14 protein-coding genes are annotated in these 21649 nt (G+C 61.2%); all 14 read left to right on the top strand.

The window, feature by feature from the left end; all coding sequences use genetic code 11:
- Positions 1 to 351: 351 nt before the first annotated feature.
- The 14 genes from CWS50_RS07495 to CWS50_RS07430 all read left to right on the top strand — a co-directional run bounded on the left by CWS50_RS07495 (position 352) and on the right by CWS50_RS07430 (position 21598).
- Complete coding sequence (locus tag CWS50_RS07495; protein WP_127842285.1) at positions 352 to 2706, top strand: polyribonucleotide nucleotidyltransferase; 2355 nt, start codon at positions 352 to 354, stop codon at positions 2704 to 2706.
- A gap of 377 nt (positions 2707 to 3083) precedes the next feature.
- Positions 3084 to 4628, top strand: a complete 1545-nt coding sequence (locus tag CWS50_RS07490) for a catalase (protein ID WP_257494609.1) — start codon at positions 3084 to 3086, stop codon at positions 4626 to 4628.
- A gap of 347 nt (positions 4629 to 4975) precedes the next feature.
- Positions 4976 to 6457, top strand: coding sequence for a M16 family metallopeptidase (locus CWS50_RS07485; protein ID WP_243118232.1), 1482 nt, complete (start codon positions 4976 to 4978; stop codon positions 6455 to 6457).
- Between the two features lie 411 nt (positions 6458 to 6868).
- Entirely contained in the window at positions 6869 to 8890 is a 2022-nt protein-coding gene (locus tag CWS50_RS07480; RefSeq protein WP_127842284.1) for a beta-glucoside-specific PTS transporter subunit IIABC, read from the top strand.
- A 36-nt stretch (positions 8891 to 8926) separates the two neighbouring features.
- Positions 8927 to 9796, top strand: a complete 870-nt coding sequence (locus CWS50_RS07475) for a PRD domain-containing protein (RefSeq protein WP_127842283.1) — start codon at positions 8927 to 8929, stop codon at positions 9794 to 9796.
- Between the two features lie 261 nt (positions 9797 to 10057).
- Positions 10058 to 10519: a hypothetical protein gene (locus tag CWS50_RS07470; protein ID WP_127842282.1), complete on the top strand. Its 462-nt coding sequence runs from the start codon at positions 10058 to 10060 to the stop codon at positions 10517 to 10519.
- 166 nt (positions 10520 to 10685) lie between these two features.
- Positions 10686 to 11216: a flavoprotein gene (locus CWS50_RS07465; RefSeq protein WP_127842281.1), complete on the top strand. Its 531-nt coding sequence runs from the start codon at positions 10686 to 10688 to the stop codon at positions 11214 to 11216.
- A 1530-nt stretch (positions 11217 to 12746) separates the two neighbouring features.
- A complete protein-coding gene (gene lanM / locus CWS50_RS07460) occupies positions 12747 to 16076 on the top strand; it encodes a type 2 lanthipeptide synthetase LanM (RefSeq protein WP_164860102.1) in 3330 nt (1109 codons plus the stop codon).
- A 195-nt stretch (positions 16077 to 16271) separates the two neighbouring features.
- Entirely contained in the window at positions 16272 to 18395 is a 2124-nt protein-coding gene (locus tag CWS50_RS07455) for a peptidase domain-containing ABC transporter (protein WP_243118539.1), read from the top strand.
- Between the two features lie 37 nt (positions 18396 to 18432).
- Entirely contained in the window at positions 18433 to 19332 is a 900-nt protein-coding gene (locus CWS50_RS07450) for an ATP-binding cassette domain-containing protein (protein ID WP_127842278.1), read from the top strand.
- Entirely contained in the window at positions 19329 to 20090 is a 762-nt protein-coding gene (locus CWS50_RS07445) for a hypothetical protein (RefSeq protein ID WP_127842277.1), read from the top strand. Before CWS50_RS07450 ends, CWS50_RS07445 begins: the two co-directional genes overlap by 4 nt.
- A gap of 40 nt (positions 20091 to 20130) precedes the next feature.
- The gene (gene dapB, locus CWS50_RS07440) at positions 20131 to 20883 is read left to right on the top strand and encodes a 4-hydroxy-tetrahydrodipicolinate reductase (RefSeq protein ID WP_127842276.1); all 753 of its coding nucleotides are present in this window, start codon (positions 20131 to 20133) and stop codon (positions 20881 to 20883) included.
- A gap of 141 nt (positions 20884 to 21024) precedes the next feature.
- Entirely contained in the window at positions 21025 to 21306 is a 282-nt protein-coding gene (locus CWS50_RS07435) for a type II toxin-antitoxin system RelE/ParE family toxin (RefSeq protein WP_127842275.1), read from the top strand.
- Positions 21293 to 21598, top strand: a complete 306-nt coding sequence (locus CWS50_RS07430; RefSeq protein WP_243118231.1) for a HigA family addiction module antitoxin — start codon at positions 21293 to 21295, stop codon at positions 21596 to 21598. The genes CWS50_RS07435 and CWS50_RS07430 overlap by 14 nt, the downstream gene beginning before the upstream one ends.
- Positions 21599 to 21649 lie beyond the last annotated feature (51 nt).

The raw sequence follows: 21649 nt of genomic DNA, 5'->3' as shown, positions 1-21649 counted from the left end.
TGAGGGAGGTGTACCTACGCGGCCGATCTCACGTGACCCGCTGGTCACCCTGGTGCCGCAGACTGCGTGTGCACGGTATTATCCACTGCGGCTGCTCTGAAGGCGCCTGCCAGCGTCCCGGTCCGAGCGGCCTCACGCGTGGGGACAACAGGTTCCCGTGCGGCGGATGTCGGCCGCCGTCGGTTTTCGGTGGTGGCCCCCGGAATCGGGACCCCTCGCCAGGTGCGTCGTGGCTCTCAGGGCGCGCCTCCTGGGGTCGCGCAACGGGTCGGGCGGGGCTGTACCTGCTTGCGTGGGCCTCGATCGAAGGCCACGGCCTGGCCCAGATCACGAGAAAGAGACGCATCGCAGATGTTCATTGATGATCCCGAGGTCACTGCTGCGGAGGCAGTGATTGACAACGGCCCCTTCGGCAAGCGTGTGGTTCGCTTCGAGACGGGTCGTCTGGCCAAGCAGGCTGCTGGAAGCGCCATGGCCTACCTCGACGGCGAGACCGCCGTCTTGTCCGCCACGACTGTCGGCAGGCAGCCCAAGGACCAGTTTGACTTCTTCCCGCTCACTGTTGACGTGGAGGAGCGTCAGTACGCGGCAGGCAAGATCCCCGGCTCCTTCTTCCGCCGCGAGGGCAGGGCCGGCACCTCGGCCATCCTCGCCTGCCGCCTGATCGACCGTCCGTTGCGCCCGTCTTTCGTCAAGGGGCTGCGCAACGAGGTCCAGGTCGTTGAGACGGTCCTGGCGATACACCCTGACGACGACTACGACGTCCTGGCTATCAACGCCGCCTCCATGTCCACCCAGATCGCTGGCCTTCCCTTCTCCGGGCCGGTGGCAGGCACCCGTATCGCGCTGGTCAACGGCAGCTGGGTCGCCTTCCCCCGATACTCCGAGCAGCAGCAGGCCACGTTCCAGATGGTGGTGGCCGGCCGGGTCCTGGACTCCGGTGACGTGGCCATCATGATGGTGGAGGCCGGTGCCACCGAGAACGCCTGGGACCTGATCCGGGCCGGAGCCGTCGCCCCCACCGAGGAGGTCGTGGCCGAGGGCCTGGAGGCGGCCAAGCCGCATATCAAGGCGCTGTGCGAGGCCCAGGGCGAGGTCGCCGCCCACGCCTCCAAGCCCACGGCGGAGTTCCCCCTCTACCTGGACTACACCGACGAGCAGTACGACGCCGTGGAGAAAGCGGCGCAGGCCCGCAGTCTTGCCGCAGCCCTGGCCACCGAGGGCAAGCAGGCTCGTGACGGGGCCGTGGACACGGTCCGGGAGCAGGTCCTCGCCGAGGTCGGCGAGTCCTTCCCCGCTGAGGAGGACCTCAAGGCCCTCAAGGCCGCCTTCCGCTCCGTGACCAAGAAGATTGTGCGCCACCGCACCCTGACCGAGGGCGTGCGCATGGACGGCCGCGGCCTCAAGGACATCCGGACCCTGGCCGCAGAGGTGGAGGTCCTGCCCCGTGTCCACGGGTCGGCTGTCTTCGAGCGAGGGGAGACCCAGATCCTGGGGGTGACCACGCTCAACATGCTGCGCATGGAGCAGCAGGTGGACGACCTCTCGCCCGTGACCCACAAGCGCTACATGCACAACTACAACTTCCCGCCCTTCTCCACCGGTGAGACAGGGCGTGTGGGTGCCCCCAAGCGCCGGGAGGTCGGGCACGGAAACCTGGCCGAGCGCGCGCTGGTGCCGGTGCTGCCCAGCCGGGAGGACTTCCCCTACGCCATCCGCCAGGTCTCGGAGGCCCTGGGCTCCAACGGGTCCACCTCCATGGGCTCGGTGTGCGCCTCCACGCTGTCCCTGCTCAACGCGGGCGTGCCGCTGCGCGCGCCCGTGGCCGGTATCGCCATGGGGCTCATGCACGAGGTGATCGACGGCGAGACCCGGTGGGCCACACTCACCGACATCCTGGGCAGCGAGGACGCCTTCGGCGACATGGACTTCAAGGTCGCCGGCACGCGGGACTTCATCACCGCCCTGCAGCTGGACACCAAGCTGGATGGCCTGCCCTCTGAGGTCCTGGCTGGTGCTCTGGGGCAGGCGCGCGACGCCCGTCTCTTCATCCTGGACGTGCTGGCACAGGCTATTGACGCCCCTGACGAGATGGCTCCCACCGCTCCGCGGGTGCTGACCGTGCAGATCCCTGTGGACAAGATCGGTGAGGTGATCGGCCCCAAGGGCAAGATGATCAACCAGATCCAGGAGGACACCGGCGCCGACCTCACGGTCGAGGACGACGGCACCGTCTACATCGGTGCTGCGGACGGCCCCTCGGCGGAGGCTGCCCGCGAGGCCGTCAACGCCATCGCCAACCCCCAGATGCCGGAGATCGGCGAGCGCTTCGTGGGGACCGTGGTCAAGACCACGACTTTCGGCGCCTTCGTGTCCCTGACCCCGGGGAAGGACGGGCTGCTCCACGTCTCCCAGATCCGTCGACTGGTGGGCGGCAAGCGTGTTGAGAACGTCGAGGACGTCCTCAACGTGGGTGACAAGGTTCAGGTCGAGCTCGCGGAGATCGACCAGCGCGGCAAGCTCTCTCTCAACGCGGTCCTCACTGATGAGCAGCTGGCTGCAGAGGCGGAGAACGAGGCTGCGCGCAAGGCGGTCAGCCACTCAGAGCACTGGGGCCGCCGGGACCACGACGGTGATGGCCAGCGGCGCGAGCGCCGTCCGCGTCGGCGCCGCACACGTGCCGTGGACTACACCGAGGACGAGTAGACGCTCTGCTGCGACCGGGCGTCCTAGCCAGTCCCGCTGGTCGTTGGCTGGCGCTGTCGGTCACTGCTGGCTACTGCTGCGAGTGGGGCCGGGCCGAGAGGCCCGGCCCCACCGTGCGTGCTCGGTGCGCGCTCAGTCTGGCCCCAGTGGCTCCGTGATCCTGCTGGCTGGTAATTCGCAACAGGAAGGTGATGGATAGGCAGAGGTGCCGACTCTGTCGTGACACGACTGACGCTGGTGAGCGTGTTCGTCGGCGTGGGTCTTCTGGCGCCATTCTCGTGATTGTCGCTCCTCCTGGTGGCTGTGGCCGCAACCTGCTGGTGATCTGAAGCTCCTTGTGATTCTATTGTGTTTACCGTCAATGAGGAGGTAATGCTTTGGAAAAGCCGATCAATCTGAGTAGCGGGTCCGGGTCCACGACAGCCAACGGCGCCCCGGCCACGAGCGAGCGCCACAGCATCACCCTGGGCCCGGACGGGCCGCTGCTGCTCCACGACCACCACCTGGTCAGCTCCCTGGCCCACTTCAACCGCGAGAACATTCCTGACCGCAAGCCCCACGCCAAGGGCTCGGGAGCCTTCGGCGAGCTGGTCATCACCCACGACATCAGCCGCTACACCAAGGCTGCCGCCCTCCAACCCGGTACGCACACACGGGCACTGCTGCGCTTCTCCACCGTCGCGGGGGAGGCTGGCTCGCCCGACACCTGGCGCGACGTGCGCGGCTTCGCCCTCAAGCTCTACACCACCGAGGGCAACTGGGACCTGGTGGGCAACAACACCCCGGTCTTCTTCCTTCGGGACCCCATGAAGTTCCCCCACTTCATCCGCAGCCAGAAGCGCCTGGGGGACAAGGGCCTGCGCGACCAGACCATGCAGTGGGACTTCTGGACACTGTCCCCGGAGAGCGCCCACCAGGTTGCCTACCTCATGGGGGACCGGGGCCTGCCGCGCACCTGGCGGCACATGAACGGCTACGGGTCCCACACCTACATGCTCATCAACGAGGCGGGTGAGAGGTTCTGGACCAAGTTCCACTTCCACACCAACCAAGGCGTGGAGAACTGGGCTGGTCAGGACGCCGAGGAGCTGGCCGGGATAGACTCCGACTTCCACCGACGCGACCTGTTTGAGGCCATCGAGCGGGGCGACTACCCGAGCTGGACGCTGTCCATCCAGGTCATGCCCTACGAGGAGGCCAAGACCTACCGGATCAACCCCTTTGACCTGACCAAGACCTGGCCCCACGCGGACTACCCGCTCATTACCGTGGGGACCCTGACGCTCAACGAGAACCCGGCAAACTTCTTCGCCCAGATCGACCAGGCAGCCTTCGCCCCCTCCAACATCGTCCCGGGCATCGGGTTCTCCCCGGACCGCATGCTGCTGGCCCGTGTCTTCGCCTACGCTGACGCACACCGGGCCAGGCTCGGCGTCAACCACGACCAGCTTCCGGTCAACCAGCCCCTGCCGGAGGTGCGTGAGCGCGCCAACACCTACACCTTCGACGGGCCGATGCGCTACTTCCACTCTGGCGGCCAGCCGACCTACGCCGCCAACTCCGGTGGCCGCCCCTACGCTGACGAGCAGGGCCGCCTGGAGGACGGGTGGGAGGCTGACGGCGAGATGGTGGTCGCTGCCCAGACCCTCCGGGAGGACGACGACGACTTCAGCCAGGCCGGCACCCTGGTGCGTGACGTCTTTACCGAGGCCCAGCGCCAGCGGCTGGTGGAGACAGTCTCGGACAGCCTGGTCCAGGTCGAGCGGCCCGAGGTGCTGGAGCGTGCCCTGTGGTACTGGGACAGCATTGATGCCGCGGTCGGCCAGCGCATCAGGGACGCCGTCGCCCGGCTCACCTCTCAGGCTGGCGCTGTCTCGGTGGAGCGCACGCCGCTGCGGGAGGGGGACTCAGAAGAAGAGTGACGCACGAGCGGGGGCTCGGCCTGAGTGCAGCCTCAAGGCGGATCGCCCGGCAGGACAAGCAGCCGCACCGTCCCGCGAAGAGGTCAGTTTATGCGTGTGCTGTCACATTCTCCGGGTGGCTTGGGACAACCCCTGTGAGTAGTTCCATCTCAGCGGGATCCGTGCCAACCCACCTGGCACGGATCTCGCCTGGGTGGGGGGTGTCAGGAATAGCGTCAGCCGGCTTCTTCACGAGGTTGGACGGAGCCCGACCGGGTGGGGGCGTCAGCAAGGGATGGCTGCGCGCCAGCCCACCTGGCACCTGGAACGGGTCTGCCGGAGCCCTCGCTGTTCGGTAGGCTCAGCCGGTGATGACCAGTGCAGCAGGTAGTGCGGCACGCAGCGCGACAGCTCGTGCCACTGACGGTAGGGCAGACAGTGCGTCAGGCGGGACGGTCCCCTCGACCGGCTCCTCCCCGGGGGCCGGGCCGGGGACACCCGTCGTCGGCGCGCAGCGCTCTGAGGGCTACACCGAGGCCGAGCTGGTGCGTGGTGTGCCTGGGCAGGCTGGCACCGAGCTCTCGCTGGAGGACGACGGGGCGCTGACGCGGCGCAGCGTGCTTCCTGGCGGCGTGCGCGTCATCACCGAGGCGGTGCCGGGCCTGCGCTCCACGGCGATCGGTCTGTGGCTGGGGGTGGGCTCCCGCGACGAGGCCAGCGGGCAGGAGGGTTCGACCCACTTCCTGGAGCACCTGCTGTTCAAGGGCACCACAACTCGCAGCGCCAGCGAGATTGCCGAGGCCTTCGACATGATCGGCGGTGAGGCCAACGCCGCCACCTCCAAGGAGCACACCTCCTACTACGCCCGGGTCCTGGCCCCTGACGCCATGGACGCGCTGGACGTCGTGACGGACATGGTCACCTCCTCCCTCCTGGACCCTGATGAGGTGGAGACCGAGCGCGGCGTCATCGTCTCCGAGCTGGCTGAGGCCGCCGACGACCCTGCCGAGGTCGCCCAGGAGGCCTTCGCCCGGGCCGCCTTCGGGGACGGGACCCCGCTGGGTCGGCCGATCGGCGGGTCCTACGAGACCGTCTCCGAGGTGCCGCGCGAGGCCGTGTGGGACCACTACCGGCGCACCTACGCCTCCGACGCCCTGGTCGTGGCTGCTGCCGGAGCGGTGGACCATGACGAGCTGTGCGAGCGGGTCAGCCAGGACCTGGCTCGTGCGGGGTGGGACTCTTCCCCGGTGGCACCCAGGCCACGTCGTTTCGAGACCGAGCCTGTCACGCCCCTGGAGGTCCACGATGTGAGGGTGGGGCGTGACACGGAGCAGGCCCACCTCTACCTGGCCTGCCAGGGTATTCCGGTGCGTGACGAGCGCCGCTGGGCCATGAGCGTGCTGACCACCGTGCTAGGCGGAGGCATGTCCTCGCGCCTGTTCCAGGAGGTCCGGGAGAGGCGTGGGCTGGCCTACACCACCTACGCCTTTGATATCTCCTACGCCGGGGCGGGGGCCTTCGGCCTGTACGCGGGCTGCGCGCCGCGCAAGGTGGAGGAGGTGGGGGCTGTCATGCTCGGTGAGTTCGAGAAGCTGGCCGCCCACGGCCCCACGCAGCGGGAGATGGCTCGCGCTCGCGGCCAGCTGCGTGGCGCCATGGTGCTGGGAGGCGAGGACTCCCTGGCCAGGATGAGCCGACTGGGCCGCAGCGAGGTGGTGACCGGGCGCCTGCGCTCCATGGGAGAGAGCCTGCGTCTCCTGGACCAGGTCACTGCCCAGGAGGTGCGTGACCTGGCAGCGTGGCTGGTGGCCCAGCAGCGCTGCCAGGTGCTGGTGGGGCCGGGGGACTGACCCGACCTGGCCGCTGTCCCTGCGGGACTACACCTGGGACTCTGCTGAGGGCGAGGTGTCTCGTGCCGAGGTGCCTGCGATGGCCCGGGGTGTTGTCGTGCCCTGTCCGGGTGTCGTTGCGGGATCCCGGAGGACCTGAAAGGTTCCGTGATCCTCCTGGCTAGCGCCAGGGGCTTGTGCTGGCGCCGTCGTGCCACGTAGCCTGGATGCTGGCTGTCGGGCCTGTTACTCCGTCGAGGCAAGAACCCGAAGTCGACCGTGGTACCCGCTGCTGTCCCGTCAGGACGTGGGCGGCGTGGCGCCACACCTGGGCCAGCCTGACCCGTGCGGCACTGTCAGTGCTGCTGTGGCGCGCGGCTGTTGTGGTTGCCCGGGTGCATCGACGTTGACCCCTCGAAGGAGCGTTTCTCAATGGCTGAGAAGGTTCGCGACTACCCCAGGCTCGCCCGCGACATCATCAAGGTCGTCGGCGGTGGCGACAACATCCGCCAGGCCTCGCGCTGCGCCACCCGGCTGCGGCTGGTCCTGGCCAGCACGCCGGAGGGAGCCAAGGACAAGGTCTCCCAGATGGCCGGCGTCATCACCGTCGTCGAGTCGGGTGGCCAGTTCCAGGTCGTCATCGGCAACCACGTCACCGAGGTCTACGACGCCGTCGCCGAGGAGCTCGACCTCGCCAACCGTGCTGATGCGGAGGCCGAGGTCCCCAGGCAGTCCGTCCTCAACCGGGTCATCGCCACGATGTCCGGCGTCTTCGCCCCCTTCATCTACGTGCTCGCGGCTGCCGGCATCCTCCAGGGGGCACTGATCATCACCCGCATGGTCCACCCGGCCTTCACCGGTACCGGGACGGACCAGGTGCTGTCCTTCATGTCCTGGACGCCCTTCACGTTCCTTCCCGTCCTCATCGCGATCACCGCCTCGCGCCACTTCCAGACCAACATGTTCATCGCCGTCCTGTGCTGCGCGGCCATCATGAACCCGGACTGGACCACCCTGGCGGACTCCATCTCGGAGGGGGAGACCGTCAGCTTCCTCACCATCCCCATGTCACCCACCGTCTACACCTCCTCGGTGCTGCCACCCCTCATTCTCGTGTGGCTGCTGTCCTACCTGGAGCGCTTCCTCAACAAGTACCTGCCAGCGGCCGCCAGGCAGCTGTTCACCCCCTTCTTCTGCCTCGTCATCATGGTGCCCCTGACCTTCCTGGTCATCGGCCCGCTGTCCAGCGCGGGCGCCACCGGGATCGCCAACGGGTACAACTGGCTGGTCGAGCGCGCCCCCGTCGTGGCGGGAGCCATCATCGGCGGGGTGTGGCAGGTCGCCGTCATCTTCGGTGTCCACTGGGGGGTCACACCCATGGTCCTGGCCAACTACGACCTCTACGGCCAGGACACCTTCCAGGCCTTCCAGACCGCGGCGGTCATCGGCCAGGTGGGGGCCGCCGTGGGCGTGCTCACCCGCACCCGCTCGCGCCAGATGCGCGGGGTGGCTGGCTCGGCCGCGGTCACCGGCATCTTCGGTATCACCGAGCCTGCGATCTACGGCGTCACCCTGAGGCTCAAGCGGCCCTTCGTCATGGGCTGCGCCGCCGGCGCGGCCGGAGCGGTCGTTGTGGCCCTGTTCGGCTCTCGCTCCTACGCCTACGCCGGCCTGCCCGGCCCGCTGACCATCCTCAACAGCTACTCCGAGACCGTGCCCAGCTCGCTGGTCGGCGAGGTCATCGGCTGCCTGGTGGCCTTCCTTGGCGCGATCGTCCTGGTGTGGGTGACCGGCTTCGAGGACCCCCAGGACTCTGACAAGGACTCTGACAACGCCGGGGACGTCAGTGGTGCGGGCAGGGACGTCGGCACCGCCGAGGGGAACGGGGCCTCTGCGGAGCCCGGCACGATGGTCTCCCAGCTGGGCGAGGAGAGCTATGACGAGCAGCTGGCGGCGGCCTCCCAGCGCTACGTCGTCTCCAGCCCGGTGTCCGGGGACCTCGTGCCCCTGCGCGACGTCCCCGACGCTGTCTTCGCCTCCGGTGCCATGGGCAAGGGTGTTGCCGTGGAGCCCGGTGAGGACGGTATCTACGCGCCCTTTGACGGCAGGGTGGTCATGGTCGCCGCCACCAGGCACGCGCTGGGACTCATCTCTGAGGACGGTGTCGAGCTCCTCATCCACATCGGCATCGACACCGTCGAGCTCGACGGCCAGCACTTCACCAGCCACGTCGAGGCCGGCCAGGAGGTGAGGGCCGGCGACCTGCTCATGGAGCTCGATCGCGAGGCGATCGCCAAGGCGGGGTACAGGACCCTCACCCCGGTCGTCGTCACTAACGCCGACGCCTACGACAAGGTGCTGCTCTACCCGCAGTCCAGCGTCAGGCACGGCGAGGAGCTGGCTACGGCTCTCCGGGGGGCCAGGGAGCCAGCCGGGTCAGGGGACCTCACGTGAGGCGGGCCTGAGCCAGCGGCGGGGAAGGGCACAGGCATGTCGGCAGGAAGCAGGGCTGCGCACTGGCAGATCGTCAGGGTGCTCAACAACAACGCCGTGCTGGCCCGGGACCGCGACGCGGGCCAGGCGGTGCTCCTGGGACGGGGCATCGGCTACGGCAGGCACCTGGGGGATCCGGTGGACGCCGGGTCGGTCTCGGAGGTCTTCGTCCCCGACGCCGACCACTCCGTGCCCAGGCTGGTGTCCTTCCTGTCCGAGACGCCGCTGGAAACCGTGCGGCTCGCCTCGGAAGCGCTGGAGCCGGTGCGTGCCCAGGGACGGGTTGGCGTCAGCCAGGCACTGGTGTTGGCCGTCGCCGACCACCTGCGCTTCGCCGTGGAGCGCAGCCGGGCCGGTATCAGCGTGGAGCACCCGCTGCGCTGGGAGGTCCAGCAGCTCTACCCGGAGGAGACCCGGTGGGGGCGGCAGACGGTCGTCCTGGTGGGCGAGCGCCTGGGGGTGAGGCTGGAGGACGGCGAGGCCACCACCCTGGCACTGCACCTGGTCAACGCGCAGTTCGCCGGTTCCGACCTTGCCCCCACGGTGCGCATGACCAGGACCATCACCCAGATCCTCGGAGTGGTCTCCGCCGTCCTGGGGATCCAGGTGGACGAGCAGGCCATGAGCACCGCGCGATTCGCCACCCACCTGCGCTACCTGTTCGTCCGTCTGGAGGACGGCCGCCAGATATCTGACTCCCTGGAGGACCTGGTCACACCGATCCGCCGGGCGCAGCCTCTGGCCTTCCGCGCTGCCACGCGAGTGCGCGCCCTCCTGGAGCTCAACGGGCCGCGCCTGACCGACGCCGAGCTGGCCTACCTGACCCTCCACATCGCCCGCCTGGCCAGTGAGTGCCAGCCGAGGTAGCTGCCCTCAGACCGGTCTCGCTTCCATGCCCGGTCTCATCCTGGTGGTGCGCGGGCAGGCGCCTAGCCTGAATCGACGGGGCTCGATGCGGAAAAGGGTAGCCTAAGGCCGCTATGTTACGTGACAAACAACACTGCCCTGAACTTGACATCATGCCGCCCCCCCCCTTGCGTCCTCGGACTTGGGCAGTTACCTTGGATTCGACCGGAAAGATACAAGGACGTCCTCACCAATCAGCCTCCGTAACTGGAGAGGTGGCCTATGAGTTCCGACTTGCAGGCACAGGCATCATGCAAGACCCAGCCTATTCCTTCAAGACTGATGGTTGTGCGGCTGCTTTTTCTTGCAGGCGCTTTGCTCTGTTGCGCGCACGCGGCCAGCATCTACCTGTCGATGCAGCGGTTACCGAACGGATCAGAAACAACAGCAGGTCCAGTAGTAGCGATGCTGGCACTCATGCTGGAACATGCCGCATGGTGGTACTGGCTGAGAAACATCAGCGAGACTAAAATCAAATGGGCAAAAAGAATGAGTTACATGCATGTAGTTATGTTTGTCAGCGCTACCCTGAATAACTCTCCGCAGCGATCGAGCAACTTACTCCTGGGAGCGCCAACCATCTCTGACGGCATAGTTGCAGAGGCTGCTCCGCCATTATTGGTGGCTGTAAGTGTCGTCGCTGCTATTCTTCTGAAAATATATTTCAACCAAAGGAGACATTAAAGCAACAGTTACGTCGAAAACGGTCTGATGATGCGATACCCATGCCGCGCTCGTCATTCTGCGTCAGAACGATATTTCCGCCACATAAACAAGCAGCGGAGACTGTAGCTGCGGCGCTGTATCCCGACAACTTTTGCTTCCGAGAAAGAAGAAAACCGTGTTGCATATGCTGACAGTTATCACCGGAGCTGTGGGGGCTGCACTGATGCCCGCATGGATGCTGCAACTAAGAAATGATCATGATATATCAATCAAATGTGTACTGACTCCGAGTGCTGAGCACTTCCTGTCTACTAACGCTATGTCAGCAATAACAGGTCAGCAGACATACCTCGAAAGTTCCTGGCAAGTCAGCGGCAAAGCAACTCATAAGGAACTAGCGTACTGGGCGGATAAAGTTCTCGTTGCGCCAGCGTCCCTCAACTCAATGGTCAAAATAAAGCAGCTCAGTAGCAGTAATCTGGCTTTGGCGGCCATAGCATTTACTGTCGCACCTGTCTATATAGTACCCGCCGTAAGTGGCCCAATCGTCAAAAAAAGGAGATACAAAGAACTCCTTGAATCACTGGAAAGCGACCACACGTTGATTCTCCCCTCAACTGAAGGTTCTTCTGTTTCGCTAGTGAACTTCAGCAAAGAAGAAGGGGGAATGGCAACGTACGAAGATGTCCGAGCTCAAATGTTATCCGGGTACTGATAGCGTATAGTTGACATGAAACTGTGTCTTTGCTTGTATGCGCAGTATACGGTCATCTGGATTCGTCAGGGTTGAACTTGTTTAAGGCAGTTATCACTAGCAAACAATAGTAGGAGACAACTTATGTGCTCATTTCACTAATTCTAGCCATACACCATCCCATAACAGACAGTTTCTAGGAAAGGGTTAAGATGTGTTCCTCCAGTTATAAAGACTCGCCGCACAGTCGGCGCGAACAGAACATTAAGGCGACTCTTGCAAATGCTGTATGCGGCAGATCGAGTTTGTCACCCGAAGAGATCTCCGCAAGCGGCGCTGGGTCTGATGCCAATAAGTTCGGTACGTGGACCATAGGAATAGGAGCGACAGTAGCATTGGGATGCTTCACTTTTGACACAACAGCCTGCGCTGGAACCTGTGGCGCATTCACCAAGGGATGTTGCTGAAAAACAACCATCCACCAACTAATATCGCTATGACTCTTGAAGAAAGGTAATCTGTCATGACTTCTACTAACACCGTGGGGGCAGAAAGTAGTTTCCCGACATTGACAACCTGGCAAACTCCGGCACAGAGTAAGCAGCGAACTATTGTGTCAGACATTGGGTATGATCCAGCAGGAAGGGCTGACCTCCCAGAATCGCTGCTTATGGGGGAGCTTGAGAGCAATGCCAAAGAACTCCCTGTTGCTGTAACTGTCTTAAACTATATCTGCACAACATTGTTTGGCACATGCGCATTTCGAGGGTCAAAGGGGTGCTGTAGTATGTAACGCAGGAACTCCCTCTGAAGACCAGGAATCCTAAAGACAACCACACGAAACGCAATCAAAAGTTGTGGAAGTGATCATATGAACAGCATCGTATAAACGGTTAGAGTCCCAACATGCGCGCCCGAGATAAAGAACTGTATGTATCATGCCGATACCCGTGGATACTTGTGGTAATGGTATCCATCGGTGGGCTCAACCAGACGTGGTTGAGGAAATGACAACATGTTCTGCTTGCTCCAACGGCATAAACTGGTGCACCGATTCTCCTGGCGCCTCAACCTGCATACATGTCTTTCGTAAGTTTAGCACCATCAGGGAATGATCATAATGACTATCATCGAAATGTGGAAGACACCTTACAAGCGTCTGGACCAAGTGAACAGCGCGACTACAACAAATCACCCAAGTGGCAGCGCAGAACTGAGCATAGCAACGTTGTCTAGTGTCTCAGAACTTGCTGGCGCTGGCTCCAATAACGGCGACTTCTGGAGCCTCGGTTGTTGCGGTGGCCTGACAAGAGGAGATTGCGGACATACCGCGTTTAACTGCGTTACGGTGAACAAGACTCCATGTCCATCGGCCTATGCGAGCTGTACCTGCTGACTCAGCAACCGAGGCTGTGAGATGGGTCGTCCCCAGTCTGAGGACTGGGGATGACAGCCTCCGTACTGACTGTGCTGGGGACAACCTCAGTCGCGGTTGTCCCCAGCACAGTGTACTCGAGTTCAAGTTCTATGTGTAGTTTTCCAGGAGGAGACGTGGATATCGAGGCCATCGCGAAGAAGGCGTCTTTTATTGATGAGGAAATCGTTGTAACACCGGAATCTGTCAGTACAGAGAAGGGAGCTGTTCGAATGAAGATGATACTGGAGCAGTACCCCGGTTACGAGGCTGGCGACGAGCAACTATTTCTTCAGGAACACGGATTCAAGTCACTTGCCGATATGTCGTCGCGGCTTGGCATCGTCGATTATTCCTCCCAGTCAATTGTTCATTCGAACGTAGACGGAACCTGGGTGGCTACACTCCTCCAGATACTAGCTCTAGTTACGGAGACAGAGGAGAACGACGGTGTCGGACAAGGTAGTAGAACCGACGCGGTGGAGATCTTTCTTCGACCTTTTGAAAAGTATATTAGCAATCAACTCAACTCGGAAATAAAGCGAGTTGCAGCGAGTTTTGAGAATATGCGTTTGGGTGACGAATTTGTGAAACAGTTCTGCGCGGCTCCTCGTGACGAACTTAAGATGTTGGTGACTCAGACCCTAATCTTGGAGGTTCATGTAGCTAAACACGAGCACGAGCATGCCGGTTCGCGCTATACGTTAGCGGACTATACTTCGACGATGGGCAGAAGTTCCTTCTATGAGGAGTTGTTCGAGGAGTATGCTACGCTTGGTAGAAGGTTAGTGACAAGGGTTCTGACAACAGTGCGTTCCAGGAGAGAACTGCTTAATAGGCTGCTCAGCGATGAGCAACAGTTACTGAAGGATTACCTACAGGGCCTGAGCGTTATGACCGGAGTATCGTTCTCGAAGGGTGATAAACATAATGGTGGACGGTCGGTAACGGTAATCTACTTTGAGGGAGGGAAGGGTCTTGTATACAAACCTAGGTCAATGCAAGCCGAGGCGCTGTTCTTTGGTTACATTGAACGGCTGTCTTCTCGCTTAGGACTGTCGCTTATGGTACCTAGTTGCTTCTGTAAGGAGGGATATGGGTGGCAGGAGTATATCGAACACCTACCGGCTGATGGGCATTTTGCTTTCTCTCAGTTCTATGAAGAACTAGGAGTGCTCCTTGCGGCAGCATATGCGTTTGGGCTTACCGATCTACATCACGAGAATATAGTGGCAAGTGGAGCTCATCCGGTGCTAATCGACGCGGAGACTCTGTTCGCTCCTCAAGTGGATAAGGTGGTGAGGCCAGGACTGTCTCTTAATCTGGAGAGCTCAGACGAGGCTCGCACTTTCACCTGTCTTCATACCGGAATACTGCCGACTGACCAGAATGACGATGCTGCACATATCTGGGGCGCTGCTTACTCCGAAGGCAGAAGAAGTCCGTTCGAGGTTCCAATTATTCCCTCAGTAGACAGCCTTGACTCTGAGGTCAAGTACGACTATGTTGAAATGGGCGCAGAAGCTAATGCTCCATACTATGGATCTGAGGCCGGTGACTGGACGAGTTACGAAACGGAGGTAATTAGAGGATTTGAGTTGGCTTACCGCCATATCAAGGAAAACAAGGCAGAGCTGGTGGGGCCACGCGGACTAATTGATGAGTTCAATGGAGCGCCAGTGCGTATAGTTCTTAAGGCAACTATGGCCTATTCCATTATGCTCATGACCTCTAACCATCCCGACTACATGAGGGAAGGAACAGAGGTTGAGCGTCTATTCAGTTATGTCTGGCGCTTTCCCTCGCTGGCAGATCCTCGTATATGGTTCAGCGAACTGAAACAGATGAGAAGACTGGACGTTCCTTTCTTTTCTGTTCCGTTCGCGGAAACGAAGATTGTCGATACTGATGGCACTGAGGTCGCTGATATTCGACAGGACCTGCGTTCCTGGTGGTCAACCCATGTCAATGCATTTGACGATGACGATCTCGAGAGACAACTGTGGTTTATCCGCGCCTCATATGTGACGTCTGTTGCTGGTGAGGATTATGAGCTCGATCACCCTAACCGTATTCATCCCCTCCTTCTCCGCGGGTCTGTTAACACAGGTTCGCAGTTGGAGTTGAGTGTTAAGGAGTGTGCCTCCGAAGCGGCTCGAGAGGTTACTAGAAGGCTTTGCCGGAAAGCATTGTTGGGGAACAAAGGTGGCTGGTACTCTATAACAGTAGTAGGGAATGAGAAATGGTCCGTACAGCCTGTGGCAATGGATCTTTATAATGGAGATTCTGGAATTGGTTACGCGCTCATGTATTTGGGCCTTGCCTTTGCTGACAGGGATGCGGAGGAGACGAGTGTTGCTTTGGCCCGCCAGGTCTCCATGTTCCTTACACATGTGGCCAGGTCTGTATCTGAGAACACATCCGATTCCCAGAATCCGCCTTATAACGACATAGGCTTGTATGGTGCTATAGGTGGAGGAATATACTTTTTGTCTCACGTAGTTGCGGTACTTGGAGACGAAGATGGATACCTGAAGGAGTCTCTTGCTGCCATTACCAAGGCGTTGATGATGCGGCGTCCTGATGAACGATACCTTGATGTGGTGTCTGGTTCAGCGGGCCTCATTGAGGCATTGCGGAGTCTTTCGGCTGCGGTGCCTGAGGTTAGAGAGGCGACTGCTAAGTTGGCTGAGATGCATGCCCGTAATCTTTGTTCAACTGCAGAATGGGGGAAGTCGGGATCTTGTTCGTGGCAGCAAGATCATATGGGCAGGAATGCGCTAGTGGGGTACTCTCATGGTGCTTCTGGTGTCGTCAATGCCCTTGCGGATGCCTCCGTACTATGCGACACGGACGAGTTTCGTAGTTTCATAGACGGAGGACTTGTGTTTGAGAAAGAATGGCGTGATACTCTGGGATTCTGGCCCGATCTAAGGGACGAGACATCTTCTTCTCCTGGGGTACCAGGTATGATATCATGGTGTCATGGAGCACCGGGAGTCGCTCTGGCAAGGCTCCAGTTGTTGGAGAAGGGGTTTTCTCCAGACATATTTTCCGAGTCGGGCATTGTAGAAGACATGCTGGACGCCATTGAGGAGACTGTTTCTCGTAGTTTGCTGAAGGAGGGGAGTCATTACATGAACTCGATGGCTTTGTGTCACGGACGACTTGGCTCATTGGAGATACTTAGTCGAATTGAACGTTTTAGGATGAGGAGTAGTGAGTTGTTTTCGGACTGCACTGCTGTCAGTTTATTACAGGAGGCTGATACTTATTGGCGGTCTGTAATTGTTCAGGCATATGAAGACGGCCTGGTCTGTGGCGTACCAAGGGGACTGGAAGTTCCGGGTGTGATGACGGGTCTTTCGGGAATTGGTTTGTCGCTTATGCGTTACGGCGGCGATCGCTGGAACTTCCCACTTCTTATCTGTGCTGATATTCCTAGAGTTGATTTGGCATTTGACTGATGAGAGGTGGGCGACGGTTGTTTCGAGAGGACGCAATGAGGGCACATAAGGAACGATATCGTGGGCTTCCTCGAGAGGTGTATCGGCCTATTATCGTATTTCCATTGCTGATGCTGGTAGCGTCGCTGGTCGTCTTGGTCGCCTCGGGGGCTGCCTGGGTTCTCTTCGTCGTTCTATAATTTTCGGGTGGTGTTGATGTCTTTTCGGCGCGTTCCATTTGTACGTTTTCAGCAGTCTGAAACTGACTGTGGTCTTGCATGTGTCAGTATGTTGCTCGCGTCCTTCGGACGAGGTGTTTCGATGGAGGCGTTGCGGGAAATGGTTAGTTGGGGAAGGGACGGTACTTCCGTTGCTGCTATAACGGAATTGTTCGATAAGTTAGCAGTTCACTACGTGGTCGAGCAAATAGATGACATCAGTTATTTTAGTGGCAGCGAATTTCGGGGTCCTTGCATCGTATATTGGCGTTTTTCTCATTGGGTTGTTGTTGAAGGTGCTAGTCGACGAGGATTTGCAGTCGTTGATCCTCAGCGGGGACGTTATATGGTTTCAGTTGAGGAGTATTCTAGGTCGTTTACGGGCATCTTGATTAGAGTTGTGGACACTTCTTCTCAACGATTCAGTCGTCTAGCTCGGCTGGGCGCTGCGATCCAGCGGAGTTGTTCTGCTGGACGGCTGTTTTTTCGGTTTGTTGATCGGCCAAGGCTTTTGCTTTCGATCGCTGCGGCATTCGTCGTTCAAGCTGTTCCGGCACTCGGTGCTTGGTTGACGGCAACGTTATTCGGTCGCGTAACGCTTGGCCTCAACTATGATACCTTTGTAGTATGCTGTTTGTCTTTGCTTGCATTTGGCCTTGGCTCGGGCTTGGCGATGCTTGCGCGTGGCGTAGCTTCTGCGCAACTGGGTGCCAGCGTACGTATGTCTGTGAGTTCCCAGTTGCTTTCTGCGTTTCTTAACGCTTCTTTTCGTTATGTGCAAGGTCGGTCTATCGGGGACGTCGTTAATAGAATTGTCGGAGTGCAGGTTGTGCAGAACTTGGTGGCCAACGTTTTGCTGATGGCGATTTTCGACTTGGGTTCCATGTTGGTTTCCGTTGTGGTATTGGCCTTGTTGTGGACAGAGGTCGGTGCATGCGTGTGTATTGTTCTCACGCTCTACGCATTTTTCCTCTTTTTCTCTGGTCGGCGGTTGTATCATCTGTCTATGGCTAGCGTTAATGCGGCGAGTTCCGCTCAAGGCCAGTTGGTTGGAATATGTGCAGCGGCTGAGGCTATTAAGCTCGCTCAGGCTGAACATCGTGTTTCATCTAGTTGGGCCGGTTCACTTGGCGCTGAGGTTTTAAGCGAGTATATGTTTTCGCGTTTCCAGTCGGTGGTTCAAGCTGTTGGTATTTTTGTGCAGCAAGTATTGCCTTTATGTATTCTTGCTTATGGTTTGCTTATGTTTACTCAGGGCGGTGTCTCTATTGGTTTGATTGCGGGAGTTAACTCCCTTCTTGGTTCGGTGCTAGGCTCTGCGATGATGATATCATATTCCGCTCAGCAGATCCTGACATCAGGCGTCGCTTTGGAGCGTGTTAGGGATCTTCTTTCTGCTCCGCAGGAAAGTTCGAAGGCAGTGTCAGGTGGTGAAGTTGGTGATGCCACTTTTCGGCGTAGCCTGACTTTGTCTAACGTGGTCAAGCGTTACGGAGGTTCTTCTGCCCCTGTGTTGAGAGATGTTTCCTTGACAGTAAAGCCTGGCGATTTTATAGGGATCAAGGGTAGGACTGGCTCCGGTAAGACTACGCTTCTGCGTACTGTTATTGGCTTGGAAAACATTGACGGTGGAGATATCAAATTCGATGGTGTTAGCAAGGACATGCTGACTGTTAAGTCCGTCCGGAGTCTTTTCGGGGTTGTCTCCCAGGACCCTCAGATCATGGCGGGATCGCTTAGGTATAATTTGTTGCTCGGCGTTGAGGATTCGTTTTCTGATGATTTACTTTTTCAGGCCCTGGACGTTGTCGAACTTTCTCATGAAGTTAGGATGATGCCCATGGAACTGGACACAGTGGTGGGTGACGCCGGTGTAGGCATCTCGGGCGGCCAGCGTCAGAGGCTGGCTATTGCGCGCGCGGTACTTAGAGACTGCTCGGTGATGGTTCTTGATGAGGCCACTAGCGCTTTGGATGTGTCTACGGAAATGGTGGTTATTGACAGGCTGAGAAGAAGGGGAATGGCGGTTATCTGTGCTACCCATCGTGATTCCACATTGAGGTCAGCTGATGCTGTTTATGAAATTTCGGGTGGTAGGTTAATGAGGGCTCGGCTGCGTTGATTGTTCGCTAGTTTACGAAGGGTGGCATGAGGTTACAATGCTTTTTTTGAGGGATGTAGAGAAGCGTTATCAAGGTGTGCTTGGATTCTCTTGTACCTCCTTTGCGGCACCTGACGGCATGGTGACCTGTGTGGTCGGTCCTAACGGTGCCGGCAAGACCACTGCCCTAAAGACGATCGGTGGACTGGTACGTGCGGACGGGGGAGAGGTCCTGGTGGACGGTGCTGCACCAGGGGCGCTGCCGGACCCGCTGCGGCACCTGGGACTGGTACTGGGACCGGACCACTGGGTGGGCTCCCGCACAGGGCTCCAGTGCCTCGCGGGTCTGGCGCGTACCTGCGGCGTCCCGGTGGCCCGTGTGCGGCAGTGCCTGGATGAGGCCGGTATCGGCGCGGTCGGGGACCGCAGGGTCGGTACCTACTCCCTGGGGATGCGCCAGCGCCTGTCGCTGGCAGCGGCCATGCTGGGCGATCCGCACAACCTCGTGCTGGACGAGCCCTTCAACGGTCTTGACCCCGAGGGGGTGCGCTGGCTGCGATCTCTTCTACGCAGGCTGGCCGGTCAGGGCAGGGCCGTGCTGGTCTCCTCCCACCTGCTCGCGGAGGTCGAGGACGTTGCTGACCGCGTCGTCGCCCTCAAGGAGGGCAGGGTGCTCGCCCAGGTTCGCACCGACGAGGTGCGGCGCCCTGGTGGGGTCCTCGTGCGCGTTGACGAGCTCAGCCAGGCGGTTGCCCTGGCACGCTCGCGGGGCTGGCAGGTGGCGACCACGGTGCGCGAGGGTGAGAGCAAGGACGCTGTAGTCATAGACGCGGGTATCCAGGAGGTGCAGACGGCCTTCCTGGACGAGGGCGTCCTCTTCACGGAGATGCGTGAGGCGAGGCGGTCCCTGGAGGACTGGTTCTTCCGCGTGCAGGAGGAAGGAGGCCAGGAGTCATGACTGAGGAGCGATCCGTCCAGCCAGTGGTGACCTGGCGCCGGGTGCTGGTCAGCGAGCTCGGCAAGGCGGTAAGGACCCGTTCTGTCCAGGTTCTCGTCGTCCTCGAGCTCTGTGTTGTCGCCTTCTTCTCCTCCCACGTGGGGGTCCCCGGGGTTCAGCTCGCGTCGCTGCCCGCCGGGCTCGCGGGCGTCGTCGTCGCTGGTGCTGAGTACTCCTCCGGCGCCATCATGTCCACGGTGGTGGCAGCAGGCAGGCGTTCCAGGCTGTTCTGGGCACAGATGGTCGGTACCGGGGTGGTCGTGGGTATCCCAGCGCTGCTGCTCATGCTGGGGCTTGTCGCGACGACCGGTCCCTACGCGGACTACCGGGGCGTCCCCCTCGAGCTGGCTGCCTCCCTGGAGACCGTGGTCCGTGCGGCGCTGGTGCTGGCCCTTGTCAGCGTGGCCGGCGCTCTGGTGGCGATGGGAACGCGCTCGGTCGCGACTGCCGCCATGGCCCTGGCGCTGGTGGTGGGGGTGGCCCAGGTGCTGGTCATACTGGTGCCAGCGGTGCTGACAATGGGCAGGTGGACCATCCGGCTTCCTGACTGGGTGCACACGGTCATGCCCAACGCCGTCATCGCCAGGCTGCAAGGCGTGGCCAGCATACCCCCCTCCACCTGGCTGGAGGAGCCGGTGCCCACGGTGCTGGTCGCTGCAGCCTGGTGCCTGCCCCTGCTCCTGTGGGGCCACCACAGACTGACCAGGAGCGATCTCTAGACCGTGCGCCGCCTGTGGCTACGGCTGCTAGGGTCGGGTCATGAGTATCACCGTCGCTGTCATCGGTGCCGCCGGGCGCATGGGCTCCACCGTGTGCCAGGCGGTGGAGCAGGCTGAGGGGCTGGAGCTGGTGGCCCGTCTGGACGTGGGGGACACCCTCGACGCCGAGCACCTGGGTGGCGCGCAGGTCGCCGTGGACTTCACCGTGCCGTCGGTGACCGAGACCAACGTCCACGCGCTTGTTGACGCGGGCTGCGACGTCGTCGTGGGTACCACCGGCTGGAGCGAGGAGGCCTATAAGCGCGTGCGTGAGCACCTGGCCCGCCCCGAGGCCGCCGGGCGCAGCGTGCTCGTCGCCCCGAACTTCGCCCTGTCCGCCGTGCTGGCCATGAGCCTGGCTGCCAGGGCCGCACGCTTCTTCGAGTCCGCAGAGGTCATCGAGCTCCACCACCCGGACAAGGTGGACGCCCCCTCTGGCACCGCCCTGGCCACCGCCCGTGGGATCGCCGCCGCCCGGGCGGCGGTCGGTCTGGGTCCGGTGCCTGACGCCACCCAGGCCGACCCAGACGGTGCCCGGGGCGCGGTGGTGGACGGTATCCACGTCCACGCCGTGCGCCTGCGCGGGCTGACGGCGCACGAGGAGGTGGTCCTGGGCAACCCGGGGGAGCAGCTGACCATCCGTACCGACTCCTTTGACCGCGCCTCCTTCATGCCCGGTGTCATCCTGGCGGTGCGCCAGGTGGGCGGGCTGGAGGGCCTGACGGTGGGGCTGGACGCCCTGCTGGAGGTGTAGCGGGAGATCCCCGTGATCAAAAGACGTGACCAGCCTCAGGACCGGTGGCAGGTGTCCCGACGCGCTGGCTGCACCTCGGCTGTTCCGAGGAATCCGTTTACCGTCTTGCGTTAATGACGCGGTCCGTTATATGCTTGGGCCGTGATCAGGTCGTTCGCGGACAAGGCAACAGAAAGGCTGTGGCGTCGCGAGCACGTTGCCTCACTTGACGCGCGCGTCGAACGGGTTGCCCTGCGCAAGCTTCGCCAGCTCGGTGCTGCCGCGTCTCTTGAAGACCTACGGGCGCCACCGGGAAACCACCTCGAGCGTCTGAGGGGCGACCGGTCTGGTCAGCACAGTATCAGGATAAACGCCCAGTGGCGGCTCTGCTTCGTGTGGACTGCTGCTGGCCCTGAGGAGGTTGAGATCGTTGACTACCACTGACCGCATCGCCCCGGTCCATCCGGGAGAGGTACTCATGGAGGACTTCATCAAGGAGTTGGGGATCACCCAGAACAAGGTCGCGGTGGCGGTCGGGGTCCCGCCGCGCCGCATCAACGAGATCGTGCTGGGCAAGCGAGCGGTGACCGCCGACACGGCAGCCCGGCTGGCCCGATACCTGGGCACGACGGCGGAGTTCTGGCTGAACCTCCAGGCCAGGTACGACCTCGATCTGGTAGAGGACTCCCACGGTGAGGCGCTGGCGCGGATCAGGCCGCTGGGCCACGTCGCCTGAGGGAAGGTGCTGGATTTGCGGGGCCAGCTGTCGAGACCTACCGACTCCTCG

The organism is Actinomyces wuliandei, from assembly GCF_004010955.1.
Classification (GTDB): Bacteria; Actinomycetota; Actinomycetes; order Actinomycetales; family Actinomycetaceae; genus Actinomyces; species Actinomyces wuliandei.
Note: the sequence above shows the minus strand (reverse complement) of the source record. Positions and strands in the feature narration are given on the sequence as shown.